Source organism: Streptomyces sp. NPDC002680 (assembly GCF_042889145.1).
GTDB classification, from domain to species: Bacteria; Actinomycetota; Actinomycetes; order Streptomycetales; family Streptomycetaceae; genus Streptomyces; species Streptomyces adonidis.
On the sequence record NZ_JBIAQP010000001.1, the window covers coordinates 1,271,117 to 1,296,049 of the forward strand.

Here is a 24,933-nt window from a genome sequence, read left to right on the forward strand (position 1 = left end):
TTCTACTCTCCTGCTTGCGGAAGATGAGGGGCGGTCTGCGAGAACAGGCTCAACGAGCCTCGAACGGGGCCTAGATGAACTTCTGGCCCGCGAGGAACTCGGCGAGCTGCTTGCCGCCCTCGCCCTCGTCCTTGACGATCGTGCCGGCCGTGCGCGCCGGACGCTCGGTGGCGGAGTCGACCACGGAGTACGCGCCCTCCAGACCGACCTCCTCGGCCTCCAGGTCCAGGTCGGACAAGTCCCAGGCAGCCACCGGCTTCTTCTTGGCGGCCATGATGCCCTTGAAGGACGGGTAACGCGCCTCACCCGACTGGTCGGTGACCGACACGACGGCCGGGAGGGAGGCCTCCAGCTGCTCGGACGCGGAGTCCCCGTCACGACGGCCCTTCACGACGCCGTCCTCGACGGAGACCTCGGAGAGCAGCGTGACCTGCGGGACGCCAAGACGCTCGGCGAGCAGCGCCGGTACTACACCCATGGTGCCGTCGGTGGACGCCATGCCGGAGATGACCAGGTCGTAGCCGGCCTTCTCGATCGCCTTGGCCAGCACCAGGGAGGTGCCGATGGCGTCGGTGCCGTGCAGGTCGTCGTCCTCGACGTGGATCGCCTTGTCGGCGCCCATCGACAGAGCCTTGCGCAGCGCGTCCTTGGCGTCCTCGGGACCCACGGTCAGGACCGTGATCTCTGCGTCGTCGGCCTCGTCGGCGATCTGGAGCGCCTGCTCGACCGCGTATTCGTCGAGTTCCGAGAGCAGACCGTCCACGTCGTCGCGGTCGACGGTCAGGTCATCGGCGAAGTGCCGGTCGCCAGTGGCGTCGGGCACGTACTTCACAGTGACAACGATCCTCAAGCTCACGCCGGCTCTCCTACTGCATCGTCTGTTCCGGGCTGCCTTCCTGCAGGCAGCATAGGCGCCTCAAGCGGCCGATCCCGGTCGGGGCGGCCCGCGCCCCGAACGAAATATTACTCGCCAGTACACCCACTTCGCGCCCACTAAGCAAGCGCTTTGACGTGTGACCTTCGCAACGCAGCGTAACCGGAACTCGGCGGCCTCGCAGCATCGCCAAAATCACATTGGACCGATCGGTCAATGACTGTCGGTCAGTCCCGAAGCCCGTTGAAGCGCCCCTGGTGATAGAGCAACGGCCGTCCGGGGCCCGCGGGATCACCCAGCAGCACCTCGGCCAGCACGATCCGATGATCCCCGGCCGGCACCCGCGCGACGATCCGGCACACCAGCCAGGCGAGCACACCGTCGAGGACGGGCACCCCTTCGGGCCCCTCGCGCCAGACGGTGGGCGCGCCGAACCGGTCGGCGCCGCTACGGGCGAAGGTCGCGGCGAGGTCGTGCTGGTGCTCGCCGAGTATGTGCACGCCGACATGGCCGGTCCCGGATATCGCGGGCCAGCTGGAGGCGCCGGTGCTGACACCGAAGGAGACGAGCGGGGGTTCGGCGGAGACGGAGGCGAGGGAGGTGGCGGTGAAGCCGACGGGACCGGCGCTCCCCTGGGCGGTGATCACGGCGACACCCGCCGCGTGCTGCCGGAAGACGGAGCGCAGGAGGTCGGGAGAGGCGGGAACGGTGGACCGGGGGGTGCCGAGGCCGGGCGTGGCCGTCATGGGCGTGTCCTTCTGCGGGAGGCGGTGAGCTGGGCGGTGGTTGCTCAACGGCCCGGACAGCGCGCGCTCGCGGTGCGTACGAGGTCCACATGGACTCGCGCGTAGAGAAGGAGTTCCGGAGGCATAGGGTCAGGCTGACGATAGATGGTGGGCGCAGTCAAGTGGCTTCCGACATCTGGGAGATGCGTCACCGAACACACCATCAGGGGCGGTATCGGATACCGGAACACGTCAAACGGCCTCTCCCAGCGCGGCGATGACATCGGCCTTGCGCGGCTGCCCGGTCGCGCGCCGCACGATCCGCCCGTCGGCGTCGAGCACCAGCACGGTGGGCGTCTTCAGGATGTCGAGCCTGCGTACGAGGTCCAGGTGCTCCTCGGCGTCGATCTCGACGTGGGTGACGCCGGGGACGAGGCCGGCCACCTCCCCGAGGACGCGACGGGTGGCCCGGCAGGGCGCGCAGAAGGCGCTGGAGAACTGGACGAGCGTCGCCCGCTCGCCGAGGCTCTCGCCCAACTCGGCCGCGCCGAGCAGCTTTCCGTCGTCGCGCCCACGCACGCGTACTCTCCCGCTCCGCCGCCGATGCAGCACTCCGAAGGCGCTCGCCGCCGCGAACACCGCCACGCACACCACGATTCCGGTCATCCTCGACTCCAGCATTCACGTGACTGCAAAGATTCCCGCCGGCTCAAAACGTTTCCTCTGCGGAATGATCGGTTCATGGACATCGATGTGAGAGGGCCGCGTCTCGGGGCGGCCGTGACGACCGTCGTGCTGGCGGTCGCGCTGATCACCGGGAGCGCGTGGCTGCTGGCCTGGCAGACGCTGGCGTTCGCGCTGGGCGCGGCGGGCGGGGTCGGACGGTCCCCGTACGGCTGGCTGTTCCGCAAGGTGGTGCGTCCGCGGCTCGGCCCGCCGACGGAGTTCGAGGCACCGGAGCCGCCGCGGTTCGCGCAGGCGGTCGGTCTCGTCTTCGCGGGCGTGGGGCTCGTCGGCTACGCGCTGGGTCCCGAGTGGCTGGGAATCGCGGCGACCGGGGCGGCGCTGGCGGCGGCGTTCCTGAACGCGGCGTTCGGGTACTGCCTCGGGTGTGAGATGTATCTGGTCGTACGCCGAATGACGGTACGGACGGAGTAGTTGGCGGTACCGACGGAGTAAAGGCGGATTAAAAGGGCGAGGTGGATCACGGGGTGAGTGACAAGTATCTCGCCGTTCACAGGCACGAGGGCTGGCCACTCGTCCGTTCTTGGGGCACGATCTGCGCAATGCCGTAAAACCTACGGCTGCGTAAGTTTCCCGCCGGGAACCCCCCTTCCCAGGCAGAACAGAGAGAAGGGTCCACCCCGTCCATGGCTGAGCTTGTCTACCGTCCCGCCGTCGGTCTCGCCCAGACGTTGTTCAAGGCCTGGGACCTGAAGATCGACTGCAAGGGGTCGGAAAACATCCCGCGCTCCGGTGGCGCGGTGCTGGTGAGCAACCACATCAGCTACCTGGACTTCATCTTCGACGGCCTGGCCGCGCTCCCGCAGAAGCGGCTGGTGCGCTTCATGGCGAAGGAGTCGGTGTTCCGGCACAAGATCTCCGGCCCGCTGATGCGCAACATGAAGCACATCCCGGTGGACCGCAAGAAGGGCGAGGCGGCGTACCAGCACGCCCTCGACTCGCTGCGCTCCGGGGAGATCGTCGGCGTCTTCCCCGAGGCCACGATCTCTCAGTCGTTCACGCTGAAGGCCTTCAAGTCCGGCGCCGCGCGCATGGCCCAGGAGGCGGGCGTCCCGCTGATCCCGATGGCCGTGTGGGGCACACAGCGCCTGTGGACCAAGGGCCACCCGCGCAACTTCAAGCGCAGCCACATCCCGATCACGATCCGGGTGGGCGAGGCCATAGAGGCGTCGCGCGACAAGTACGCGGGCGCGCTCACGCGCCAGCTGCGAGAGCGCGTCAACGAACTCCTGGAAGCCGCCCAGCGCGCCTACCCGGTCCGCCCCAAGGGCCCGGACGACACGTGGTGGATGCCGGCGCACCTAGGCGGCACGGCCCCGACACCGGAAGAGGTCAGCGAAACCGGCGCCAACTGAACGCGCCCCTCAGGGGCGCGGGGAACTGCGCGACCAGCCCCCACCGGCCCGCAGCCGACGAACTCACCCCGCGTTTCGCACGGCAATCCGCGCCCCGGGGCTGAACTTCTCCAGGAGTTCGGCCAGTTCCGCGCCGGCGGCGTTCGCCTCGGCGACCGCCATCGGCGGGACCATGCACTCCAACAAAAAGATCGCGGACGTCGTCTCCTCCGTGAGCCTCGTGCGCGGACCCTGGCGCCAGTTCCAGCGACGGCAGGTCACACCCACCTCGTCGCACCACACGACCTCACCGGCGTCAGGGTGCTCGACGACGTCCTCACCGCCGGCCACGGTCACGAAGTCCTCGGTGCCGGTGGCGCGCACGAGCCGCATCCCGCCCTGGATCCGGTCGAGGTCCTCGCCCCCGACCGGAATCAGATGGGCCACACTGATCGCGTTGTAGAGGTCGACCAGGACGTTGATCCGGGGCAGACCCGCATCCGTCAGGGCCCGCTTGGCGAGCGCCTCGGCCGAGTTGCGGGTGCGCGAGGGCTTGGAGCCGAACGCCGTGTACGTGTCGCGCCAGGCGGCGATGTGCGCGTCCTCGTGCGGGGCGCGGCCGTCCAGGCGTACGGCGAGCCGACGGGCCGCGTCGTCCAGGAGCGCCGAACTGGCGTCGGTGCTGGGCCCGTTGACGAGTCCGTGGGCCTCGATGGCGACGTGGGTGAAGCCGGGCGCGAGTGCGCGCACCTCGTCGGACACGGTCAGGGTGAGTGTCATCGCTTGCCTCAGAGTGCGGTGGGGAGCGTATTCCAGAGATACGGCCTGTCGGGCGCGGCCTTCAGCACGCCCAGCACGACCGGATGAGGTTCAGCGTACAGTACTGGATAGTCCACCTCATTGGACTTCCCGTCCGGCACCCACGCCAGCCGCTCCCCGTCGAGGGAGAACCGCGCATCCACACCTGCCTTGTTGCCCCGCGGGTCCTGACGGTGCCAGGCACCGTTGAACCGCACGGCGACCAGGCCGTGCACGACATGACCGGCCCCGTCGTCGTGCGCGAGCCGCTGGTAGCAGAGCGCCGTGGGGATGTCCTCGGCGCGCAGCAGCGCGGCCAGCGCGTGGGCCTTGGCGTAGCAGATGCCGGTGCGCTGCTCCAGGACGGTGGAGGCCCGCCAGGTGACGCGCGGGTCCCCGCTGTCGGCGGAGTGCGGGATGGTGTCGCGCACGAACTCGTACGCCGCCTGCGCATAGGCATACGAGTCCGACGCCTCCTTGGCGAGACGCGCCGCGGTCTCCCGTACCGCTGGATGATGATGGTCGATGACCTCGTCAGCGGCCAGATATGCGGACAGGTCGGGGGTGTTCTGGATCAGCTCCATGCGTCCAGAGCATAGGAATGCGATCACCCGACAGTCAATGACTTTTCAGGTAACCGCATATCTATGCACAATTCCCGCCCCGACTACCGCGCCATCTCCTCCTTCAGCGCAGCCACGAACGCGTCCACGTCGTCCTCCGTCGTGTCGAAGGCGCACATCCAGCGGACGTCGCCCGCGGCCTCGTCCCAGAAGTAGAAGCGGAAGCGCTTCTGCAGGCGTTCGCTCACGTCGTGCGGAAGGCGGGCGAAGACCGCGTTCGCCTGGACCGGGTGGAGGATCTCGACGCCGTGCACGGCCCGCACGCCCTCCGCGAGCCGCTGGGCCATCGCGTTGGCGTGGCGGGCGTTGCGCAGCCACAGATCCTTGGCGAGCAGGGCCTCCAACTGCACCGAGACGAAGCGCATCTTGGAGGCGAGCTGCATGGACAGCTTGCGCAGGTGCTTCATGTGGCTGACGGCGTCCTGGTTGATCACCACGACCGCCTCACCGAAGATCGCGCCGTTCTTCGTCCCGCCCAGCGACAGGATGTCGACGCCGACGGCGTTGGTGAACGTCCGCATCGGGACGTCGAGGGAGGCCGCCGCGTTGGCTATGCGGGAGCCGTCCAGGTGGACCCTCATGCCGTGCGCGTGCGCGTGGTCGCAGATCGCGCGGATCTCGTCCGGGGTGTAGAGGGTTCCCAGTTCGGTGCTCTGGGTGATGGAGACGACCTGCGGCATCGCACGGTGCTCGTCGTCCCAGCCGTACGCCTGCCGGTCGATCAGGTCGGGGGTCAGCTTGCCGTCCGGGGTGGGCACCGTGAGCAGTTTGAGGCCGCCCATGCGTTCGGGGGCGCCGCCCTCGTCGACGTTGATGTGCGCGCTCTCGGCGCAGATCACGGCGCCCCAGCGGTCGGTGACCGCCTGGAGCGCGACGACGTTGGCCCCGGTGCCGTTGAAGACGGGGAACGCCTCCGCGGTGGCGCCGAAGTGGCTGCGGACGATCCGCTGGAGGTTCTCCGTGTAGTCGTCCTCGCCGTACGCGACCTGGTGCCCGCCGTTGGCCAGGGCCAGGGCGGCGAGCACCTCGGGGTGGGCCCCCGCGTAGTTGTCGCTGGCGAAGCCCCGTGCCTCCGGGTCGTGATGACGGCGTGCGTCGGTCTTCGGAGGGTTCACGGCTTCTCGGTGAGCCACAGACGTTTCCCGTTCACTTCGGCGGCGGGCCGGTCCCAGACGCCGACGACGGCCTCGGCCAGTTCCTTGACGTCGGTGAAGCCCGCGAACTTCGCGTTGGGGCGCTCGGCGCGCATCGCGTCGTGCACCAACGCCTTCACGACCAGGATCGCAGCCGCCGACGTCGCACCGTCGGCGCCCTCCGAGACACCGGCCTTGCGGAAGTAGTCGCCCATGGCCAGCGTCCACGCCTCGGCGGCGGCCTTGGCGGCGGAGTACGCGGCGTTGCCCGCCGTCGGACTGCTCGCGCCGGCGGCGCTGATCAGGACGTACCGGCCGCGTTCGCTGCGCTGGAGCGCCTCGTGGAAGGCGAGGGAGGTGTGCTGGACGGTGCGGATGAGCAGCATCTCCAGGAAGTCCCAGTCGTCGAGGCTGGTCCTGGTGAAGGTCTCGCTGCCACGCCAGCCGCCGACGAGGTGGACCAGGCCGTCGACGCGCCCGAAGTCCTTCTCGATGCGGGAGGCCCAGTCCCGGGTCGACTGGAGGTCCAGCAGGTCGACGGTGTCTCCGACGACATCGGCGCCGCCGTGGGCGTAGCTCGCCGCGTCGACGGCCTCGGCGAGCCGCTCCGGGTCGTTGTCCGAGCCGACGACGGTCGCGCCCGCCTCGGCCAGCCTGAGCAGTGCCGCCCGCCCGGCCGGTCCGCCGGCGCCCGCGACCGCGATCACCGCACCGCTGAGAGCCCCGTTCCCCATGTTCATCGCCTCCTGAGCAGTGTTTTCGGTGGCACGGTCGCTCATGCGGCGACCTGCTCGGCACCCTCCGCGGTGATCCCCTTGGTGGAGGCGATCACGTTCTTCAGCTTCTTGGAGAGGGCCTCATAGAACATGCTCAGCGGAAACTCGTCCGGAAGCACGTCGTCGACGAGTTTGCGGGGCGGCTGGTCGAGGTCGAGGGCGTCGGGACCCTTGGCCCAGCGGGAGCCCGGGTGCGGGGCGAGATAGGTGGAGACCAGCTCGTACGCCTTGAACCAGTGGACGAGCTTGGGCCGGTCGATGCCCTCGCGGTAGAGGGTCTCGATCTCGGCGCAGAGCTGGTTGGTGATCTGCGGGGCGCGCTGCCAGTCGATGTGCAGCTTGTTGTCGGTCCAGCGGACCACGTCGTGCTTGTGGAGGTAGGCGAAGAGGAGCTGGCCGCCGAGGCCGTCGTAGTTGCGGACGCGCTCGCCGGTGACCGGGAAGCGGAACATCCGGTCGAACAGCACGGCGAACTGCACGTCACGGGCCTGCGGAATGCCCTCGGCCTCCAGCTTCACGGCCTCCTTGAAGGCGGTGAGGTCGCAGCGCAGCTCCTCCAGGCCGTACATCCAGAAGGGCTGGCGCTGCTTGATCATGAAGGGGTCGAAGGGCAGGTCACCGTGGCTGTGGGTGCGGTCGTGGACCATGTCCCACAGGACGAAGGCCTCCTCGCAGCGCTTCTGGTCGTGGACCATCGCGGCGACGTCCGCGGGCAGTTCGAGGCCGAGGATGTCGACGGCGGCCTCGGTGACCCGGCGGAAGCGGGCGGCCTCGCGGTCGCAGAAGATCCCGCCCCAGGTGAACCGTTCCGGCGCCTCGCGCACGGCGATCGTCTCCGGGAAGAGGACGGCGGAGTTGGTGTCGTACCCGGCCGTGAAGTCCTCGAAGGTGATGCCGCAGAACAGCGGGTTGTCGTAGCGGGTGCGCTCCAACTCGGCCAGCCAGTCGGGCCAGACCATGCGCAGCACGACCGCTTCGAGGTTGCGGTCCGGGTTGCCGTTCTGCGTGTACATCGGGAAGACGACCAGGTGCTGGAGGCCGTCCGCACGGTTCGCGGCGGGCTGGAAGGCCAGCAGCGAGTCGAGGAAGTCCGGCACCCGGAATCCGCCGTCGGACCAGCGGCGCAGATCCTTCGCGAGGGCCTGGTGGTAGGCGGCGTCGTGCGGCAGCAGCGGGGACAGTTCGGCGACGGCGTCCACGACCCGGCGGACGGCGAGATCGACGTCCGCGTGGTCCGGGGCGTCCTCCCGGTCGAAGTCGACCGACCCGTCCTTGGCCTGCCATGGCCGGATCTGTTCCACGGCATCCTTGAGCACGGGCCATGCCGGGTGCTCCACCACCCTGCCGAGCGGAAGAACCCGCTCGTCCGGAACCGCCTGCACAAGAATTTCCGTCATGTCCCATCCTCCCCGGGAGAACCTCGCGTAAGAACACCGTATGCGCACGAGGTTCCCGACCACAAGGCGAGCCAGGAGAGATTATCCTGCCGAACCCCATGGTCACCGCGTTTTTTCCTGCCGGAAACCAAAAGGACGACTAGTTCCGGTACCCGGCGGTGGCCGCTCCACACCCCCGTCCCGAGCCATCACTTCCGGCCACCGGTTCCGGCGCGTCTGTACGGGTTCATTGCCGGGCCCGGCGGTTAGGCTGCGGCAGCCGAGCCGCCGTCGACGGAAGCGAGTTGACCTTGAACTTCCTGACCATCGGGCACCGCGGAATCATGGGCGTCGAGCCCGAGAACACCCTTCGTTCGTTCGTCGCCGCCGAACAGGCGGGCCTCGACATGATCGAACTGGATCTGCGCCTCAGCAAGGACGGCGCCCTCGTCGTCATGCACGACGCCGACGTGGACCGGACGACGGACGGCACCGGGACCGTCGCCGAGAAGTCCCTCGCCGAGCTGCGCGCCCTGGACGCGGGCCGCGACGAGCGGGTCCCGGTGTTCGAGGAGGTCCTGGACGCGGTCGGCGCGCCGCTCCAGGCCGAGATCAAGGACACGGCGGCGGCACGGGCGCTGGCCGAGGTGCTGGAGCGCCGGGGGCTGGCCGACCGGGTCGAGGTGTCGTCCTTCCACGAGGACGCGATCTCCGAGATCACCCGCCTGGTGCCCGGGGTACGCACGGCGCTCATCGCCAGCCGCTACGGCACCGACGTCGTGGACCGCGCCACCCGCTCCGGCGCCTCGACCGTCTGTCTCAACATCCGCCGCCTCACCCTGGAGATCGTCGAGCGGGCGAGGAAGGCGGACCTGCGGATCATCGGCTGGGTCGTCAACACCCAGGACCAGCTGCGCCTCGTACGGGCCCTGGAGCTGGACGGCGCCACCACCGACTACCCGCAGATCAAACGCACGGGCCGCTTCACCGCGTAGCGGCTACACGAGTTCCTTCACCAGCAGCTCGAACTGCAGATCGTCGCGCTGCGGAATGCCGAAACGCTCGTCGCCGTACGGGAAGGGGGTCATCTTTCCCGTACGGCGGTAGCCGCGCCGCTCGTACCAGGCGATCAGGTCGTTCCGTACGGAGATCACGGTCATGTGCATCTCGCGGGCGCCCCAGGTCTCGCGCGCCGACCGCTCCGCCTCGGCGATGATCACCTTGCCGAGGCCCGCGCCCTGGAGGACCGGGCTGACCGCGAACATGCCGAAGTAGGCGTGCTCGCCTCGGTGTTCGAGCTGGCAGCAGGCGACCACGCGGCCGTCCTGCTCGACGGTCAGCAGCCGGCTGTCGGCCGCCTTGATGACGCCGAGCACGATCTGCGGATCGCTCCGCTGCCCTTCGAGGATGTCCGCCTCGGTGGTCCAGCCGGCCCGGCTGGCGTCGCCCCGGTACGCCGACTCGATGAGCGCGACCAAGGTGTCGACGTCGGCCTCGGTGGCGTCTCGGAAGGTCGGTCCGGTGGCGGTGGTGTCCATGAGGCGGCTCTCCATGTTCTCTGGGTGCTCGTGTTTCTGGTGCGCGGCGCGGGCACCGATGAGCGTAACTCCGACGCCGGACAGGCCCTAGGCTCCGGGTGCATGGTGCATGTACTGAGCAGCCGGGTTCTTCTCCGGCCCCTCGACCCGGAGCGTTCCCGGGTCTTCTACGGCGAGCGGCTGGGGCTCGCCGTCCACCGCGAGTTCGGGACGGGGCCGGAACGGGGCACGGTCTACTTCCTCGGCGGCGGGTTCCTGGAGCTGTCGGGGCGGGCCGGGGAACCCCCGTCGCCGTCCGTACGGCTGTGGCTCCAGGTGGCGGACGTGACGGCGGCGCACGACGAGCTGGTGTCCCGGGGCGTCGAGATCGTCCGGCCGCCGGTGAAGGAGCCGTGGGGGCTCGTCGAGATGTGGATCGCGGATCCGGACGGAACCCGGATCGTGCTGGTGGAGGTGCCCGCGGACCATCCGCTGCGGTACCGGCCGGGTATCTGAGGGGTGCCCACTGGGGTGCGCCGGTGGTCGGCCCGGACTAGCGTGCTGCGTGGGGAACAGTGGACCGCACACGCGCTGAGGAAGGCCGTGACGCCATGAAGTTCGACAAGCCCGTGACCGGCGGACCCTGCTGGGCCGAGTTGGGCACCACCGACCTGGAGGCGACCAAGCGCTTCTACGCCGACCTCTTCGGCTGGCGGCCGCAGACGGACCTGAGCGCGGAGATGGGCGGCTACACGATCGCCCACCTCGGGGACGCCCCGGTCGCCGCGTTCGTGCCGCTGGGCGAGGAGAAGCAGCCCGTCGCCTGGTTCGTGACGTTCGCGGTGGCGGACGTGGACGCGACCTCGGCGAAGGTGCGGGCCGCGGGCGGCTCGTTGGCCATGGAGCCCGGGGACGTGCCGGGCATGGGCCGGTTCGCGTCGGCCGTCGATCCCGACGGCGCCGCCTTCCAGCTGTGGCAGGACCAGGGCTTCGCGGGCGCGGGCCTGCTCAACGCGCCGGGCTCGCTCGGCTGGGTGGAGCTGGCGGCGCGCGACCCCGAGCGGGCGCGGACCTTCTACACCGAGGTCTTCGGCTGGTCCGTCACCTCGTCCCCCGAGTACACGCACTTCGGCGTCGACGGTGCCGAGTTCGGCGGGATGCTCGCGATGAGCGACATGTATCCGCCGGAGGTGCCGCCGCACTGGCTGCCGTACTTCGTGGTCGAGGACGTGGACGCCTCGACGGACGCGGCGGCCGCAGCGGGGGCCGGCATCGCCATGGAGCCCACGACCGTGCCGAACGGCCCGCGCATCGCGGTGCTGCGGGATCCGCAGGGCGGGGTGTTCGGCATCCACCGGGAGTACACGGAGGGCTGATCCGGGTCCGGGTCAGAACCGCAGCGCGCCCAGCCGCCCCTCCAGTCGGCCGAGCAACTCGCCCAGCAGACCGGCGAGTTCCCGCTGTCCGGTGCTGTCGAGGCCGGACAGTACGGCGGTCTCGTAGGTGAGCTGCTCGGGCAGGACACCGTCGACGAGGTCACGTCCTGCGTCGGTGAGGCGGACGTGGGCGACCCGCCGGTCCCGGGTGTCGCCGCGCCGCTCGACCAGGCCCCGCTCGGTCAGCTGCTTGAGCCGCTTGGTGACGGCGGCCCCGGAGGAGAAGGTCTCGCGGGTGAGTTCGCTGGGGGTCAGCTCATGGCCGGTGCGCCTCAGCGCGCCGAGCAGATCGAACTCGGGGCGGGTGAGACCGACCCGGCGCAGCGGGGCGTCCTCGGCCTGCTGGAGGAGGGCGGCGCAGCGGTTGATCCGGCCGATGATCTCCATGGGCCCGGTGTCGAGCCCGGGATGGACGGTCTGCCACTGCCGCACGACTCCGGCCACGGTGTCGTGCGCCGGGCCGAGGGGGGCTCGCGACCCGGTGACCGTCTCCTCGGCCGCCGCACCTCTGCCGGGCGGCGTGCCCCCGTTCACTGCCGTCATGGCCGTACGTCCTCCGTCGCCCTGTCGTCCGTCCGTCTGCCCGCAGCCGTCAGCCGTCCAGGGCCTGTCGTCACATTCCCGTCGTCCGCCCGGAGGGCGGGCCTGACGGCGTCAGGTGCGTGCTCTCGGCGTGCCGGGGGCGGGCCCTCGTACTGGTTGTACGTGGGTCTGCGCCCGGTGCGGCGAGAGTGCGTGCATGGCGCCGCCAGGCAGGCGGGAATGTGACGACAGGCCCTGAGTGCGTAGCTCCTGGCCTCGTGCCGTCGCCGCGAGCGTACGGTGTCCGGACCGTTCGGCGAGCACGACCCGCTCCTGGGGGCGGGTGCGCTGCCACCACTCGCCGGCCGCCGTGTCGGCGGTGGTGTGCAGGTCGGAGAGGGCGGCGGCGAGACCGCGACGGGCTTCGTCCAGGCGTTCGGGTACAGGATGTACGTCCGTCAGAGCGCGTTCGGCGTGGGTGCGGGCGTGTTCCACCGCCGTGAGCGCGTGCTCGACGCGGACCCCCGCGCGGTGGTTGGTGACCGCGACGGCCGCGACGAAGCCGAGCAGCGCGCCGACGCAGGTGTCGACGATCCGCTCGGTCATCAGCCGGCCGGGTTCCTGGAACCCCGTGAACTCGGTGACGAGCAGCGCCATCGGGGTCACACAGACGCTGCCGAGCCAGTAGTTGCGGCTCATCAGCGCCTCGGCGCCGAAGTTGAGGGCGAGGCAGCACAGCACGAGGGCGACCGGTCCGAGGTGGGCCAGCGGTACGACGGCGGCGAAGAGCAGCACCCCGGCGAGGTTGCCGACGGTCCGCTGCACGGCCCGGTTCCAGGTGAGGGTGACGTTGGCCTGGTAGAGGGAGGCCGCGGTGACGAGGGCCCAGTAGGGGCGGCCGATGCCGAGGGCGAGGGAGGCGTAACCGGCGAGGGCACAGCCCAGGGCGGTGCGCGCGGCGAAGGGCGCGAGCGGGCCGAGCCTGGTCCACAACGGCTTTGGTGGGGCGGCCAGTTCAACGTCGTGCGGCTCTCCGGCGAGGTGTCCGCCGGGTGTCGGGATCTGTCCGCCGACACGCAACTCCAGCGCCCAGGCGCGCAGTTCGTCGGGCCGACTCTCGGCGAGCGCCAACTCGGCTCGCACGACGAGGCGTTGGAGGGCGCGCCGGGTCGTGGCACGGGCGGTGCCCGGGCGCCCGCCTGCCGACGACAGCGTCTGCCGGGCAGTCTGGACGGCGGCCTCGGCGGCGACCCGCGAGCGGACGTACCCGTGGCCCCCGATGCCGTCACCGCTGCCGTGCGCCTCGATGTGTGCGGCGACGGTGTTCAGGGCGTGGGCCGTCGCGCGGCGCTCCGGGCCGTGCGGGCGGACGAGTCCGGGTGCCATGCCGACGAGCCAGGCCCAGCAGCCCGCCCCGGCGGCCAGCGCCAGATGGCCGGGCACCTGGCCGAGTGTCTGCGGGGCGAACAGCGCGGCGGACGACACGAAGGTGAGGACCACGTTCGCGGGCGGCCCGATGCACGTGGCGTCGCACAGCGTCTTCTGTACGGCGGCCAGCAGGGCGCCCACGGTGACCAGAACGACGGCGTTGCCCGTGAGCGAGGCGGCGACGAGCGCGACGGCCAGTCCGGCGAGCATCCCGAGGACCACTCCCGCCAGGACGCGGGACCGGGCGGCGTACGGCCGGTTGTGGGCGTAGAGCGCGCACAGGGCCCCGGCCATGGCGTACATCGCCAGGTCGAGGCGGTCGAGCGCGGCCAGGGTCAGACAGGGCGGAGCGACGGCGGCGATCACGCTCAGGGCCGGTTTGAACCAGATGTCCGACGGTCGGCCGACGCGCAGCACGCCGGTGAGCGGGAGGCGTCGTACGGGCGGGGTGGTAGCGGAATCGGGACTCACCCTTGAAGATTAGCAGGTGTTTTACTCGTAAAACATATATCCCCACCTGCGCTGCTCCGGCGTACGCTCCCCCGCGTACACCCTTGCGCTCGCATGCGCACCGGCCGGCGCGGGCATCTCTTCAGCGGAGGTCTCGGGGGTCGAGGGGGAGGTGCGTGTGCACGGTCCGACTTCGCCCGGGTGGCTGCTGGTCGCGCTGTGCGCGGCGACCGGGGCGTACTGCCTGCTGCGCATGCGCAGCACGGTCGAGGAGCAGCGCCGGGCCGCGGGCGGCGAGGCGCTGATGGGCTTCGGCATGGCCGCGATGGCCGTGCCCGCCGCCGTACTCACCCCGCCGCGCTGGGCCTGGCTGGTGTACACGGCCGTGTTCGGCACGGCCGCGCTGCGCGCCCTGTGGGCGGCCCGCACCGGACCGCACCATCTGCACCACCTGGTGGGCGCGTTCGCCATGGCCTACATGGCGGCCGTGATGGCCGCCGCCCCGGGTCACCAGCACGGATCGGGCAGCTCGGGGGTCCCGCCGCTGACGACGGCGCTGCTCCTCTACTTCACCGGGTACGTGCTGCTGTCCGGCGTCCGACTGCTGTCGGTACCGGTGCTGGCCGTCGGTGGAGGCGGGGTCCGGACCGGCTCGGTCGGCTGGGGCGACCGGCCCGAACTGGCGCGCGCCTGCCGGTTGTCGATGGGCATCGCGACGGTCGCCATGCTGCTCACGCTCTGACTGTACGAATCCGTGGTCTGCGTCACTTTGCCGCAACGGACCGTAGGTCCGAGCGCCGCCGCGCTCATAGGGTGCACCCATGATGGTCCCCGCAGCACTGTTGCTGCTCGGCGCGCTGACCGCCGTCGTCGCCCCGCGGCTGCTCGCCCGCGCCGACTGGCCGGACCGCGAACCGGTGGTCGCCCTGTGGGTGTGGCAGTGCGTGGTGGCGGCCGTACTGATGTGCTGCGCGCTGTCGATGACGCTCAGCGCGGCGGCGGCCTGGCAGGCCGTGCGCGGCCATGTCTTCGCCCCGGCACCGCACGCGGTCGTGGAGGCGTACGTCCTCGGCGCGTCCCGTCCCTGGGCCGCGACAACGGCCGTCGCGCTCGCCTGCGGCGGGCTGTGGACCGCGGCGATGCTGGTCCGTGAGGTCGTACGGGCGCGGCGGCGGCGCAGGTCGCACCGTGCCGAACTCCTCCTCCGCGCCCCGCTGTTGCCCGGCGAGGAGCCGCGTCCCGACCGGCTCGTGGTCCTGGAGGGCGAGCGCGCCGACGCCTGGTGGCTGCCCGGCACGGCACCCGGCCTCGTCGTCACCACGGCCGCGATGCGCCGCCTCACGGGGCGTCAGCTGGACGCCGTGCTCGCGCACGAGCAGGGGCACGCGCGGGCGCGGCACGACTGGCTGCTGCACTGCTCGGGGGCGCTGGCCAACGGGTTTCCGCAGGTGCCGGTCTTCGCCTCGTTCCAGGACGAGATGCACCGGCTGGTGGAACTCGCCGCCGACGACATGGCCTCCCGCCGCTTCGGCCGCCTCACGACCGCCCTCGCCCTGGTCGAACTCAACGAGGACCGGGGCGTGTTCGGCCCGTCCCCGACCCCTCAGGCCCATCTCCCCCAGCGCGTGCACCGGCTCCTGACCGCACCGGACCGGCTGCCGCCGTTCCACAGGCTCCGGCTGACGGCAGCGGCGGCCCTGGTGCCGGTGGTTCCCGTGCTGGTGGCGTTCGTACCGGGACTGCGGGCACTCGGATAGCGCGCCGGCCTCCCGCCACCCCCTGGGTTGGCCTCCCGCCCCATGGGTCGGCGAGGATCGCACCATGCCCCCCATGCACCTCGTCCCCCGGCTCCGGCGCTCGGTCCACCACCCGGGCGTCCGCGTCGCCGTCGCCCTGGCCCTCGCCTCCGCACTGCTGCTGACCCTTGTCGCGGCGGACTGGCATCCGCTGATCGCCCTCGACGGCGACATCGCGCGCGCCACCCATCGCTGGGCGGTCGACGAACCCGGGCTCACGCACGCGTTCCGGATCCTCACGGACTGGGTGTGGGACCCGCTGACGATGCGCCTGCTGTGCGCGGCCGTGGTGGTGTGGCTGGTGTGGCGGCACTCCGCGTGGTGGCTCGCGCTGTGGCTGGTGGTGACCTGTGCGCTGGGCACGGTGCTCCAACAGAGCCTCAAGGCGGCGGTCGGCCGCGCCCGCCCGGTCTGGCCCGACCCCGTCGACTCCGCGCACTACGCGGCCTTCCCCTCCGGCCACGCCATGACCGCCACGGTGGTGTGCGGCCTCCTGCTGTGGCTGCTGCGCCGGTACGGCGTCGGACGCGCGGTGTGGCGTACGGCGGTCACGGTCGCGGTGATCTCGGTCGCGGGCGCCGGTCTGACCCGGATCTGGCTCGGCGTGCACTGGCCGTCGGACGTGCTCGGCGGCTGGCTCCTCGGGGCGCTGGTGGTGACACTGGCGGTGGTGTCGTACGAGCGGTTCGGACGGGTGCCCGAACGACGCTGACCTGGCGGTTCACGCCTCTGCTTGCGGACGATCCCATTCAGCTCAGATCGATCCCATCGACGTCGCGAACGCGCTCAACGCCTGTCTCGAATCCCGCGGTTGGCCGACCATGACCTTCTACGGCACCCCGGTGCCCGCGCCCTTGACCTGACGTCCATCGCGACGGCCGTGCGCCGGACAGACGCCCAGGTAAAGTCCGGCGCATGGCTGCCGTGCTGTTCGATTTCTCCGGGACCCTCTTCCGTATCGAGTCCACCGAGTCCTGGCTGCGTGCCGTGCTCGCCGAGCACGGACCCGGTCTGCCAGAGGCGGAGTTCGCCGTGACGGCGCGGGCGCTTGAGGTGGCGGGGGCGCTGCCGGGTGGGGCCTCGCCTCAGCGGTTGCCCCAGGAGCTGGCCGCCGTGTGGGGGATCCGCGACGAGAGCGCCGAGCTGCACCGGGCCGCGTACACCGGGCTCGCCCGTCAAGTGCCGCTCCCCGACCCGGCGTTGTACGACGCGTTGTACGAGCGGCACATGGCGCCGGCCGCGTGGGCCCCGTATCCCGATGCCGTCGAGGTGCTGTGCGCGCTGCGGGAGCGGGGGATCTCCGTCGGGGTGGTCAGCAACATCGGGTGGGATCTGCGGCCCGTGTTCCGGGCGCACGGGCTGGACGCGTACGTCGACGCCTATGTCCTGTCGTACGAGCACGGCGTCCAGAAGCCGGACCCGCGTCTGTTCAAGGTGGCCTGCGACGCGCTCGCCGTGGCGCCGCAGGACGTGCTCATGGTCGGTGACGACCGGCGCGCGGACGGTGGTGCGGCGGATCTGGGCTGCGCGGTGCACTTCGTGGACCATCTGCCGGTGTCCGAACGCCCGGACGGGCTGCGGCCGGTGCTGGACCTGGCCGGCTGAGACTCCTCCGGGAAGGGCACGCCGGTCTGAGGTGATCCCCCGCGTCACCCCAGACAGGCGGGCCGCCCGAAACCGCCCTCAGAGAGCCGTTTCGGCTGCTTTGACCTGTGCCAGCTGACAAAAAGTCAATGCAGAAGTAACAGCATGTCCCCACGCGGCGCCTTGGTCAATGAGGAATCGCGGTGGCCTTGCCCGGACATGCGCGTCCCGCCGGACACCGAGGTGCCCGGCGGGACGCGCGACAGGGATCTGTCGCGCTCCTGTGTCGACAGTCAGTAGCGAGTACTGACGGTCAGTCGAAGTAGTCCGGCTGGGTCTGGACGTTCAACTCACTGACGCGGACCTTCTTGGCCGGGTCGGTGCGCCGGTCACTGAGCTTCAGGACGTCGAAGCCCTTCGCGATGTCGTTCGAGTAGATGTAGCCGTTGTAGTAGTACGCCGACCACGGGCCGGCGGTCGTGACGCGGTCCGTGGTGATCGGGCCGCGCTCGAAGTAGGCGATCTCCTTGGGCTTCGAGGAGTCGGTGAAGTCCCAGACGGAGACACCGCCCTGGTACCAGGCCTGGACCATGATGTCCTTGCCCTTGACCGGGATCAGCGAGCCGTTGTGCGCCACGCAGACCTCGGTGTCCGCCTGGTAGCGCGGGATCTTGAAGTAGCTCTTGAAGACGAGCTTGCGCTTGTCGCCCTTGCCAACGATGTCGTAGATGCCGTCGGCTCCACGGTTCGGCCCGATCGCCGCGTTGCAGGTGGCCGCGCCACCGCCGCCCAACTCGTCGGTGAAGACGACCTTGTTGGCCTTCTGGTTGAAGGTCGCCGAGTGCCAGAACGCGAAGTTGACGTTGTCCTGGACCTGGTCGATGACCTTCGGGTGCTCCGGGTCCTTGATGGAGAACAGGATGCCGTCGCCCATGCAGGCGCCCGCCGCGAGGTCCTTGGAGGGCAGCACGGTGATGTCGTGGCAGCCGGTGGTCTTGGAGACGCCCGGGTTGGTGGGCGAGCCGGGGTTGCCGCCGCCGTCGGGGCCCTCACCGGGGAACAGGACCGGGAAGCCGACAACCGCCGCCTTCTCGGGGGCCTTTCGGGGCACCTTGATGATCGAGATGCCGTCGTGCGGCGGCTGGCAGTCGGGGAAGGTGGCGCTGGGCGAGTAGGAGGAGACGTAGATGTAGACGTTCTTGCGCTCGGGCACCAGCGTGTGGGTGTGCGAGCCGCAGGCGGTCTCCACGGCGGCGACGTACTTGGGGTTCGCCTTGTCGCTGATGTCGAAGATCTTCATGCCCTCCCACGACGACTTCTCGGTCGCGGGCTGCGAGACGCTGCTGCAACTGCTGTCGCTGCGCGAGGCGTCGGTGGACAGGAAGAGCAGGTTCCCGGAGACGGAGATGTCGTTCTGGCCGCCGGGGCACAGCACCTGGGAGACGGTCTTCGGGGCCTTCGGGTTGCTGATGTCGAAGACGCGGAAGCCGTCGTAGTTGCCGGAGAAGGCGTACTTCCCCTGGAAGGCGAGGTCCGAATTGGTGCCGGGCAGCGCGTCCTTGGGGATGTTCGTGAGGTGCGTGATGTTGTCGGAGTGGACGATCTCGTCCACCCCGGGTATCTCCCCCTCGGCCAGGGCCTTCTTCACCTGGGTCTGCACACTCTGGGAAATCTCCTCCGACACCGTCGGCCCGTCCCCCGGGTCGGGTGAAGCGGCGGCGGGTCCTGCGGTCAGCAGCGCGGCCAGGAGTCCGGCCGCCGCGGCGACAACTCCCAGGCGTCTGCGCCGCGTTCGGGATTCATTCAACAGGGTCACTGCATCCTCCCTGACAGCCGTTCGGGTCAGAACGGTTCACGGTCCTCCGAAGTATCGTCTTCATCATGCACCGATCAAAAGGGAGCAACGCATTCGTAATGAAAGTTTCTGATCACCGGCGTATGGAAGCGTGTTAGGACGGACACAGCACTCACGAGGTGTCCGTCAACTCAACTGACCCAGGAGGTCGTTGTGCCCGTCCGTCGCGCGTCCCGTACCTGCCGTCCGGTCCTGGCCGTGCTCGCGCTCACCCTCGCGCTCGGCGCCTGCGACTCGGGCTCGTCCTCCGACGCGGACGCCAAGTCCGTGAAGGCGACGGGCCCTTCGGTGATCGCGCCCGGCCTGCCCGGCGAGGCGGCCCGGACGCTCTCCCCGGACGAGGCGAAGGCGGAGCTGCCGGACGACTCGCCCAACTCGGCGGACCTCGCGTACGCCCGCATGATGATCGAGCACCACTCGCAGGCGATCGAGATCACCGAACTCGTGCCGGATCGCGCCGAGTCGACACCGGTGAAGCGGCTGGCCGAGCGCATCGCCGCCGCTCAGCGCCCCGAAATCGCCGCGATGCAGGGCTGGTTGAAGGACAACGGCGGCGACGAGAAGACCACCGGGCACACCCACGAGACGATGCCCGGCATGGCGACCGAGGCCCAACTCGCCAAGTTGCGCGCGGCGAAGGGAAAGGCGTTCGACGAGCTCTTCCTGACCGTGATGATCACGCATCACGAGGGTGCCGTCACCATGGCCACGGAGGTCAAGGGGCAGGGCAACAACGTCCGGGTCGAGGAGATGGCCGACGACGTGATCGCGCAGCAGACGACGGAGATCAACCGGATGCGCGAAATGTAGTGCGGGCGCGGAGAGTTGGGCAGAAGCCCTACCCGACTCCCTACTCAACTTTCTTGCTCAACGTCGGGCATGACGAGGCGTCAGAAAACCTGCGTCCCGCGCCTGCGAGATCAGCCTGAGGGAGCGACGGCGACTGCGCCCGGTCGCACACATCACGGCGAGAACGGGGTCGGCGCCCTCTTCCTGAGCCGCGCGGTACTCCTCCGCGACCAGCCACCGCCCCTCGATGCCCCGCGGCCAGGCAGGCCGGGCGCGACGGGGCCGCAGGCACACGTCGGCCTCCCCGTCCTCCACGGGCCCGTCGCCGCACGCCTCGAAGAGCGGCCCCTCGATCCAGTCCGCGAGCGCCGCCAGATCGTCGAGCGACAGCGCCGGCTGCGCCCGTACGTCCTCGATGGAGACGCCCGCCTCCCGGACCACGGCGAGTACGTCGACCTGGGCGCCGTCGGTGAAGGCCAGCCGGACGTCGAACCAGGCCGTGGTCGCCGAGCCCTCGTGCTCCTGCACTTCCCAGGCGGGCCGCACCGACACGGCACCTTCCGTCGGGCAGCGACCGGAAAGATTAAGAAAGGATGCTTCTAGCACATACGGAACGTAACCGCATGATCACTTTCCATACGAACGGACACGCGCGCCCGCTCCGCCCGGCACCCTGTCAGCGCAGCGCCGACGGTGAGATCCTGAAGGTGTCAGCAACAGGGAGTTCCACCGCGTCCCGCAGTGAGGGGTTCCGCCGTGTTGCGTGTCGCCGTCGTGGGTTCGGGTCCGAGCGGGGTCTACACCGCCCAGAGCCTGGTCCAGCAGGATCCGGAGGTGCTGGTCGACGTTCTGGACCGGCTGCCGGCGCCGTACGGTCTGGTGCGGTACGGGGTGGCTCCGGACCACGAGAAGATCAAGTCGCTGCAGAACAACCTGCGTACGGTCCTGGAGCACGAGCGCGTGCGCTTCCTGGGCGGTGTGCGGATCGGCTCCGGTCCGGGTGAGCTGCCGGGCGCCCGGTTGCGGGAGCTGTACCACGCGGTGGTGTACTGCGTGGGCGCCGCCACCGACCGCCATCTGGGCATTCCCGGCGAGGAGCTGCCGGGCAGCTGGTCGGCGACCGAGTTCGTGGCCTGGTACAGCGCCCATCCGGACGCCGTCGACGACGGTTTCGTCCAGGGCGCGCGCTCTGCCGTGGTCATCGGCGTCGGGAACGTGGCGGTGGACGTGGCCCGGATGCTGGCACGCGGCCCGGCCGAACTGAGCCCGACGGACATGCCGCAGGCCGCGCTCACCGCACTGACGGCGAGCCGGGTGACCGACATCCACATGGTGGGCCGACGAGGCCCCTCGCAGGCCCGCTTCACCACCAAGGAGCTGCGCGAGCTGGGCACCCTGCCGGACACCCAAGTCGTCGTGGACGAGGCCGAGTTGACACTCGACCCGGGGTACACCGACCCCTCCGCCCTCCCCGCCGCCCAGCGCCGCAACGTGGAGGCACTGCACACCTGGGCGGCCACGCCCCTCGCAAGCACGGCCCGCCGCATCCGGCTGCACTTCTTCCGCCGCCCGGTCGAACTGCTGGCCGCCGGGGGCCGGGTGGGCGCGGTCCGCTTCGAGCGGACGGCGCCTGACGGAACCGGCGGCGTGAAGGGCACAGGCCAGTACGAGGACATCGAGGCCCAGCTCGTGCTCCGCTCGGTCGGCTATCGCGGGGTCCCGCTGGACGGACTCCCGTTCGACGCGACCAACGGCACAGTCCCCCACCTCGCGGGCCGCGTCCTGCGCGACGGCCACCCCTCCCCCGGCGAGTACGTGGCCGGCTGGATCAAACGCGGCCCCACGGGCGTCATCGGCACCAACCGCCCCTGCGCAAAGGAAACGGCGACGTCTCTGCTCGCGGACGCCGCCGCACTCGTACGCCAGGAGAGGCCGGAGGACCCACTGGCGGCGCTGCGAGCGGAGGGTTTCCGCCCGGTGGGCTGGGCAGGCTGGCAGGCAATTGAACGGGCCGAGGCAGAGCTGGGGGCAACGCTGGGTCGAAGCGTGGTGAAGCTCCCCGACTGGAACTCCCTGATGGCAGCAGCACGGGGCACGGACACCCCCTAAGGGGCGCGGGGAACTGCGCGATCAGCCCCCACCGGCCCGCAGACGACAAACAGCCTTGCGGGGGCATCTAGGTGGGCATGACACACATCGACAACAGCCAAGCAATCAACAAACTGTTCAATCCCCCCTGTCCAGCACCCCCCACCCCCCCGCCGCTCCTGGAGCCCCCATGACCCCACCCCCACCCGTACACCCCGTGGACGAAGTCCCACCCGCACGCCAACTCGCCGCCTTCGGCCTCCAACACGTCCTCGCGATGTACGCCGGCGCCGTAGCCGTCCCCCTGATCGTCGGCGGAGCCATGAAGCTCTCGCCCGCCGACCTCGCCTACCTCATCACCGCCGACCTCCTGGTCTGCGGCATCGCCACCCTCATCCAGTGCGTCGGCTTCTGGCGCTTCGGCGTCCGCCTGCCGATCATGCAGGGCTGCACCTTCGCGGCCGTGTCGCCGATGGTCCTCATCGGTACGACGGGCGGCGGACTCCCCGCCATCTACGGCTCGGTGATAGTCGCGGGACTCGCGATCGTCCTGCTGGCGCCCGTCTTCGGACGGCTCCTGCGCTTCTTCCCACCCCTCGTGACCGGCACCGTGATCCTGATCATCGGCCTGTCACTCCTGCCGGTGGCCGGCAACTGGGCGGCCGGCGGCGTGGGTTCGGCGGACTTCGGCGAGCCGAAGAACCTGGGACTCGCCGCGTTCGTACTGGCCGTGGTGCTCGGCGTGCAGCGGTTCGCGCCGGTGTTCCTGAGCCGGATCGCGGTGCTGATCGGCATCGTGGTGGGGCTGGCCGTGGCCGTGCCGTTCGGGTTCACGGACTTCGACGGGGTCGGGGACGCCGACTGGCTCGGCATCAGCACGCCCTTCCACTTCGGAGCGCCCACCTTCGAGGCATCGGCGATCATCTCCATGCTGGTGGTTGCGCTGGTGACGATGACCGAGACGACCGGTGACCTGATCGCGGTCGGTGAGATGACCGGCCGGAAGGTCGAGCCGCGCTCCCTCGCCGACGGGCTGCGCGCCGACGGTCTCTCCACCGTCCTCGGCGGCATCTTCAACACCTTCCCGTACACGGCGTACGCGCAGAACGTCGGCCTCGTCGGGATGACCCGGGTGCGCAGCCGCTGGGTCGTGGCGACCGCCGGCGGCATCCTCGTACTGCTCGGCCTGCTGCCCAAGCTGGGCGCGGTGGTCGCGGCCATACCGGCACCGGTGCTGGGCGGCGCGGGTCTGGTGATGTTCGGGACGGTCGCCGCGAGCGGGCTGCGCACGCTGGCCACGGTCGAGTTCAAGGACAACCACAACCTGACGGTCGTGGCGGTCTCGGTGGCCGTGGGCATGCTGCCGGTCGGTGTGCCGACGGTCTACGCGAAGTTCCCGGACTGGTTCCAGACGGTGATGAACAGCGGCATCAGCGCGGGCTGCCTGACGGCGATCGTCCTGAACCTGCTCTTCAACCACCTTGCGGGGAAGGGCAGTTCAGCCGACGGTGACACCGCCGAGGCGGGCGGCCTGACCGGCGGCGGCAGCCAGGACGCTGTCGAGAAGCCCCGGGAAGAGGCCGTCTAGGTCGTCCCGGCGCAGGCCGTTCATCTTGGCCGTGCCCCGGTAGACCTGCCGGATCACTCCGCTCTCGCGCAGCACCCGGAAGTGGTGCGTGGTCGTGGACTTGGTCACGGGCAGGTCGAAGTGCGAACAGGACAGCTCGTCGCTCACGGCGGCGAGCTCTCGCACGACCTGGAGCCGCATCGGGTCGGAGAGCGCGTGCAACACGCCCTCCAGCCGGATCTCCTCGCGCACCGGGTGCGGCAGGTCACGGCTGCTGGGGGCGGGGGCTGCGGTGGTCACGGCTGCTCCACTTCGTCGGGAAACCCATTGTACGAGACCTCTCGTAGTTTGACACTCGCCGTACTACGATGCCTATCGTACGAGTGGTCCAGCGACCCCGTGACGAACGACGATGACGATTGGAGTCCGCCGTGAGCGCGCTCTTCGAGCCCTACCGCCTCCGCGACCTGACCATCCCCAACCGCGTATGGATGCCCCCGATGTGCCAGTACTCGGCGGCACCCGAGGGCCCGGAGACCGGCGCGCCGAACGACTGGCACTTCGCGCACTACGCGGCACGCGCCGCCGGCGGCACCGGCCTGATCGTCGTCGAGGCCAGCGCCGTCAGCCCGGAGGGCCGGATCACCCCGTACGACCTGGGCATCTGGAACGACACCCAGGTCGAGGCGTTCCGCCGGATCAACCGCTTCCTGGTCTCGCAGGGCACGGTGCCCGCGATCCAGCTCGCGCACGCGGGCCGGAAGGCGTCCACCGGCCTGCCCTGGAAGGGCGGCGCGCCGCTCGGCCCGGACGACGCGTACGCCTGGCAGCCGGTAGGGGCGAGCCCGGTGCCGTTCAACGAGGAGCACGTGGTCCCGACCGAGCTGACGGTCGGTCAGATCCGGGACATCGTCGGGCAGTTCGCGGACGCGGCCCGTCGCGCGCTCGACGCGGGCTTCGAGGTCGTCGAGATCCATGGCGCGCACGGCTATCTGATCAACGGCTTCCTCTCCCCGCACTCCAACCACCGCACCGACTCCTACGGCGGCTCGTACGAGAACCGGGTGCGCTTCGCGCTCGAAGTCGTCGACGCCGTACGGGAGGTGTGGCCGGAGGACAAGCCGCTGTTCTTCCGTGTCTCGGCGACCGAGTGGCTGGAGGAGGGCGGCTGGAGCGCCGACGACACCGTGCGGTTCGCCGCCGAACTCCACGCCCACGGAGTCGACTTGCTCGACGTCTCCACCGGGGGCAACGCTTCCGGCGTACGCATCCCGACCGGTCCGGGCTACCAAGTCCCCTTCGCCGCCCGGGTGAAGGCCGAGACCTCGCTGCCCGTCGCCGCCGTGGGGATGATCACCGACGCCGAGCAGGCCGAGAAGATCCTGGCCAACGGTGAGGCCGACGCGGTGCTGCTCGGCCGCGAGTTGCTGCGCAACCCCTCGTGGGCCCGGCACGCGGCCCGTGAACTGGGCGGCGAGGTGCATGTGCCGGACCAGTACCACCGGTCCGTGTGAGGGT

General features: G+C 70.3%; 27 protein-coding genes. 13 read left to right on the plus strand and 14 right to left on the minus strand.

The genetic code is table 11. The annotated features are described in order from the left end of the window. Nucleotides 1-70: 70 nt before the first annotated feature. The 3 genes from ACFYXF_RS05775 to ACFYXF_RS05785 form a co-directional block, all read right to left on the minus strand. Complete coding sequence (locus ACFYXF_RS05775) at nt 71-856, minus strand: electron transfer flavoprotein subunit beta/FixA family protein (RefSeq protein WP_389348271.1); 786 nt, start codon at nt 854-856, stop codon at nt 71-73. A 245-nt stretch (nt 857-1,101) separates the two neighbouring features. Continuing rightward, nucleotides 1,102-1,620 carry a flavin reductase family protein gene (locus tag ACFYXF_RS05780; RefSeq protein WP_389348272.1) on the minus strand — a complete coding sequence of 173 codons (519 nt, stop codon included), beginning with the start codon at nt 1,618-1,620 and terminating at the stop codon, nt 1,102-1,104. A gap of 231 nt (nt 1,621-1,851) precedes the next feature. Next, nucleotides 1,852-2,265, minus strand: a complete 414-nt coding sequence (locus ACFYXF_RS05785; protein WP_389348273.1) for a thioredoxin family protein — start codon at nt 2,263-2,265, stop codon at nt 1,852-1,854. 75 nt (nt 2,266-2,340) lie between these two features. Between ACFYXF_RS05785 and ACFYXF_RS05790 the strand changes: the two genes are divergently transcribed. Continuing rightward, nucleotides 2,341-2,757, plus strand: a complete 417-nt coding sequence (locus ACFYXF_RS05790) for a DUF4395 domain-containing protein (RefSeq protein ID WP_389348274.1) — start codon at nt 2,341-2,343, stop codon at nt 2,755-2,757. A gap of 212 nt (nt 2,758-2,969) precedes the next feature. Continuing rightward, the gene (locus ACFYXF_RS05795) at nt 2,970-3,698 is read left to right on the plus strand and encodes a lysophospholipid acyltransferase family protein (RefSeq protein WP_389348275.1); all 729 of its coding nucleotides are present in this window, start codon (nt 2,970-2,972) and stop codon (nt 3,696-3,698) included. Nucleotides 3,699-3,761: 63 nt separating this feature from the next. On the opposite strand, the gene ACFYXF_RS05800 is transcribed toward ACFYXF_RS05795, so the two are convergent. The 5 genes from ACFYXF_RS05800 to ACFYXF_RS05820 all read right to left on the minus strand — a co-directional run bounded on the left by ACFYXF_RS05800 (nt 3,762) and on the right by ACFYXF_RS05820 (nt 8,404). After that, the gene (locus tag ACFYXF_RS05800; protein WP_389348276.1) at nt 3,762-4,457 is read right to left on the minus strand and encodes a B3/4 domain-containing protein; all 696 of its coding nucleotides are present in this window, start codon (nt 4,455-4,457) and stop codon (nt 3,762-3,764) included. A gap of 8 nt (nt 4,458-4,465) precedes the next feature. Then, entirely contained in the window at nt 4,466-5,059 is a 594-nt protein-coding gene (locus ACFYXF_RS05805) for a transglutaminase domain-containing protein (protein ID WP_389348277.1), read from the minus strand. 83 nt (nt 5,060-5,142) lie between these two features. Further along, the gene (locus tag ACFYXF_RS05810; RefSeq protein WP_389348278.1) at nt 5,143-6,213 is read right to left on the minus strand and encodes a threonine aldolase family protein; all 1,071 of its coding nucleotides are present in this window, start codon (nt 6,211-6,213) and stop codon (nt 5,143-5,145) included. Beyond that, nucleotides 6,210-6,965 carry an SDR family NAD(P)-dependent oxidoreductase gene (locus ACFYXF_RS05815; RefSeq protein WP_389348279.1) on the minus strand — a complete coding sequence of 252 codons (756 nt, stop codon included), beginning with the start codon at nt 6,963-6,965 and terminating at the stop codon, nt 6,210-6,212. Before ACFYXF_RS05815 ends, ACFYXF_RS05810 begins: the two co-directional genes overlap by 4 nt. Before the next feature lie 41 nt (nt 6,966-7,006). Beyond that, complete coding sequence (locus tag ACFYXF_RS05820; RefSeq protein WP_389348280.1) at nt 7,007-8,404, minus strand: DUF6421 family protein; 1,398 nt, start codon at nt 8,402-8,404, stop codon at nt 7,007-7,009. Nucleotides 8,405-8,694: 290 nt separating this feature from the next. Between ACFYXF_RS05820 and ACFYXF_RS05825 the strand changes: the two genes are divergently transcribed. Continuing rightward, the gene (locus tag ACFYXF_RS05825) at nt 8,695-9,378 is read left to right on the plus strand and encodes a glycerophosphodiester phosphodiesterase (RefSeq protein ID WP_389348474.1); all 684 of its coding nucleotides are present in this window, start codon (nt 8,695-8,697) and stop codon (nt 9,376-9,378) included. Between the two features lie 3 nt (nt 9,379-9,381). Here ACFYXF_RS05825 and ACFYXF_RS05830 read toward each other — a convergent pair whose 3' ends face one another. Then, nucleotides 9,382-9,921: a GNAT family N-acetyltransferase gene (locus ACFYXF_RS05830; RefSeq protein WP_389348281.1), complete on the minus strand. Its 540-nt coding sequence runs from the start codon at nt 9,919-9,921 to the stop codon at nt 9,382-9,384. Between the two features lie 102 nt (nt 9,922-10,023). Here ACFYXF_RS05830 and ACFYXF_RS05835 point away from each other — a divergent pair, with 102 nt between their 5' ends. Both ACFYXF_RS05835 and ACFYXF_RS05840 read left to right on the plus strand, forming a co-directional pair. Further along, a complete protein-coding gene (locus tag ACFYXF_RS05835; RefSeq protein ID WP_389348282.1) occupies nt 10,024-10,416 on the plus strand; it encodes a VOC family protein in 393 nt (130 codons plus the stop codon). A gap of 95 nt (nt 10,417-10,511) precedes the next feature. Continuing rightward, nucleotides 10,512-11,276, plus strand: coding sequence for a VOC family protein (locus ACFYXF_RS05840; RefSeq protein WP_389348283.1), 765 nt, complete (start codon nt 10,512-10,514; stop codon nt 11,274-11,276). A gap of 12 nt (nt 11,277-11,288) precedes the next feature. On the opposite strand, the gene ACFYXF_RS05845 is transcribed toward ACFYXF_RS05840, so the two are convergent. Both ACFYXF_RS05845 and ACFYXF_RS05850 read right to left on the minus strand, forming a co-directional pair. After that, nucleotides 11,289-11,879 carry a MarR family winged helix-turn-helix transcriptional regulator gene (locus ACFYXF_RS05845; protein WP_389348284.1) on the minus strand — a complete coding sequence of 197 codons (591 nt, stop codon included), beginning with the start codon at nt 11,877-11,879 and terminating at the stop codon, nt 11,289-11,291. Between the two features lie 111 nt (nt 11,880-11,990). Beyond that, nucleotides 11,991-13,757: an FUSC family protein gene (locus ACFYXF_RS05850; RefSeq protein WP_389348285.1), complete on the minus strand. Its 1,767-nt coding sequence runs from the start codon at nt 13,755-13,757 to the stop codon at nt 11,991-11,993. 157 nt (nt 13,758-13,914) lie between these two features. On the opposite strand from ACFYXF_RS05850, the gene ACFYXF_RS05855 reads away from it, so the two are divergent. The 4 genes from ACFYXF_RS05855 to ACFYXF_RS05870 all read left to right on the plus strand — a co-directional run bounded on the left by ACFYXF_RS05855 (nt 13,915) and on the right by ACFYXF_RS05870 (nt 17,137). After that, nucleotides 13,915-14,478 (plus strand): DUF5134 domain-containing protein, encoded by a 564-nt coding sequence (locus ACFYXF_RS05855; RefSeq protein ID WP_389348286.1) that lies wholly within the window; start codon nt 13,915-13,917, stop codon nt 14,476-14,478. 79 nt (nt 14,479-14,557) lie between these two features. Beyond that, nucleotides 14,558-15,493 carry a M56 family metallopeptidase gene (locus tag ACFYXF_RS05860; protein WP_369029903.1) on the plus strand — a complete coding sequence of 312 codons (936 nt, stop codon included), beginning with the start codon at nt 14,558-14,560 and terminating at the stop codon, nt 15,491-15,493. Between the two features lie 73 nt (nt 15,494-15,566). Next, nucleotides 15,567-16,244, plus strand: a complete 678-nt coding sequence (locus tag ACFYXF_RS05865) for a phosphatase PAP2 family protein (protein ID WP_389348475.1) — start codon at nt 15,567-15,569, stop codon at nt 16,242-16,244. A 203-nt stretch (nt 16,245-16,447) separates the two neighbouring features. Next, nucleotides 16,448-17,137 carry an HAD family hydrolase gene (locus tag ACFYXF_RS05870; RefSeq protein WP_389348287.1) on the plus strand — a complete coding sequence of 230 codons (690 nt, stop codon included), beginning with the start codon at nt 16,448-16,450 and terminating at the stop codon, nt 17,135-17,137. A 292-nt stretch (nt 17,138-17,429) separates the two neighbouring features. On the opposite strand, the gene ACFYXF_RS05875 is transcribed toward ACFYXF_RS05870, so the two are convergent. Next, nucleotides 17,430-18,932 carry an LVIVD repeat-containing protein gene (locus ACFYXF_RS05875; protein WP_389348288.1) on the minus strand — a complete coding sequence of 501 codons (1,503 nt, stop codon included), beginning with the start codon at nt 18,930-18,932 and terminating at the stop codon, nt 17,430-17,432. Nucleotides 18,933-19,124: 192 nt separating this feature from the next. Here ACFYXF_RS05875 and ACFYXF_RS05880 point away from each other — a divergent pair, with 192 nt between their 5' ends. Continuing rightward, nucleotides 19,125-19,781: a DUF305 domain-containing protein gene (locus tag ACFYXF_RS05880; RefSeq protein WP_389348289.1), complete on the plus strand. Its 657-nt coding sequence runs from the start codon at nt 19,125-19,127 to the stop codon at nt 19,779-19,781. A 57-nt stretch (nt 19,782-19,838) separates the two neighbouring features. On the opposite strand, the gene ACFYXF_RS05885 is transcribed toward ACFYXF_RS05880, so the two are convergent. Beyond that, nucleotides 19,839-20,312, minus strand: a complete 474-nt coding sequence (locus ACFYXF_RS05885) for a DUF6214 family protein (protein ID WP_389348290.1) — start codon at nt 20,310-20,312, stop codon at nt 19,839-19,841. A gap of 204 nt (nt 20,313-20,516) precedes the next feature. On the opposite strand from ACFYXF_RS05885, the gene ACFYXF_RS05890 reads away from it, so the two are divergent. Both ACFYXF_RS05890 and ACFYXF_RS05895 read left to right on the plus strand, forming a co-directional pair. Then, a complete protein-coding gene (locus tag ACFYXF_RS05890; protein ID WP_389348291.1) occupies nt 20,517-21,869 on the plus strand; it encodes an FAD-dependent oxidoreductase in 1,353 nt (450 codons plus the stop codon). Nucleotides 21,870-22,038: 169 nt separating this feature from the next. Beyond that, entirely contained in the window at nt 22,039-23,436 is a 1,398-nt protein-coding gene (locus ACFYXF_RS05895; protein WP_389348292.1) for a nucleobase:cation symporter-2 family protein, read from the plus strand. Here the strand turns inward: ACFYXF_RS05895 and ACFYXF_RS05900 are convergent. Continuing rightward, nucleotides 23,347-23,715 (minus strand): ArsR/SmtB family transcription factor, encoded by a 369-nt coding sequence (locus ACFYXF_RS05900; RefSeq protein ID WP_389348293.1) that lies wholly within the window; start codon nt 23,713-23,715, stop codon nt 23,347-23,349. The genes ACFYXF_RS05895 and ACFYXF_RS05900 overlap by 90 nt on opposite strands. A gap of 131 nt (nt 23,716-23,846) precedes the next feature. Here ACFYXF_RS05900 and ACFYXF_RS05905 point away from each other — a divergent pair, with 131 nt between their 5' ends. Beyond that, nucleotides 23,847-24,929 carry an NADH:flavin oxidoreductase/NADH oxidase gene (locus ACFYXF_RS05905; RefSeq protein WP_389348294.1) on the plus strand — a complete coding sequence of 361 codons (1,083 nt, stop codon included), beginning with the start codon at nt 23,847-23,849 and terminating at the stop codon, nt 24,927-24,929. The last annotated feature ends 4 nt before the right edge of the window (nt 24,930-24,933 follow it).

Coding starts and splice junctions, on each gene's coding strand:
- ACFYXF_RS05780 (WP_389348272.1), bottom strand. CDS start 1,620: ATGACGGCCACGCCCGGCCTCGGCACCCCCCGGTCCACCGTTCCCGCC.
- ACFYXF_RS05785 (WP_389348273.1), bottom strand. CDS start 2,265: ATGACCGGAATCGTGGTGTGCGTGGCGGTGTTCGCGGCGGCGAGCGCC.
- ACFYXF_RS05790 (WP_389348274.1), top strand. CDS start 2,341: ATGGACATCGATGTGAGAGGGCCGCGTCTCGGGGCGGCCGTGACGACC.
- ACFYXF_RS05795 (WP_389348275.1), top strand. CDS start 2,970: ATGGCTGAGCTTGTCTACCGTCCCGCCGTCGGTCTCGCCCAGACGTTG.
- ACFYXF_RS05800 (WP_389348276.1), bottom strand. CDS start 4,457: ATGACACTCACCCTGACCGTGTCCGACGAGGTGCGCGCACTCGCGCCC.
- ACFYXF_RS05805 (WP_389348277.1), bottom strand. CDS start 5,059: ATGGAGCTGATCCAGAACACCCCCGACCTGTCCGCATATCTGGCCGCT.
- ACFYXF_RS05815 (WP_389348279.1), bottom strand. CDS start 6,965: ATGGGGAACGGGGCTCTCAGCGGTGCGGTGATCGCGGTCGCGGGCGCC.
- ACFYXF_RS05820 (WP_389348280.1), bottom strand. CDS start 8,404: ATGACGGAAATTCTTGTGCAGGCGGTTCCGGACGAGCGGGTTCTTCCG.
- ACFYXF_RS05830 (WP_389348281.1), bottom strand. CDS start 9,921: ATGGACACCACCGCCACCGGACCGACCTTCCGAGACGCCACCGAGGCC.
- ACFYXF_RS05835 (WP_389348282.1), top strand. CDS start 10,024: ATGGTGCATGTACTGAGCAGCCGGGTTCTTCTCCGGCCCCTCGACCCG.
- ACFYXF_RS05840 (WP_389348283.1), top strand. CDS start 10,512: ATGAAGTTCGACAAGCCCGTGACCGGCGGACCCTGCTGGGCCGAGTTG.
- ACFYXF_RS05845 (WP_389348284.1), bottom strand. CDS start 11,879: ATGACGGCAGTGAACGGGGGCACGCCGCCCGGCAGAGGTGCGGCGGCC.
- ACFYXF_RS05860 (WP_369029903.1), top strand. CDS start 14,558: ATGATGGTCCCCGCAGCACTGTTGCTGCTCGGCGCGCTGACCGCCGTC.
- ACFYXF_RS05865 (WP_389348475.1), top strand. CDS start 15,567: ATGCACCTCGTCCCCCGGCTCCGGCGCTCGGTCCACCACCCGGGCGTC.
- ACFYXF_RS05870 (WP_389348287.1), top strand. CDS start 16,448: ATGGCTGCCGTGCTGTTCGATTTCTCCGGGACCCTCTTCCGTATCGAG.
- ACFYXF_RS05895 (WP_389348292.1), top strand. CDS start 22,039: ATGACCCCACCCCCACCCGTACACCCCGTGGACGAAGTCCCACCCGCA.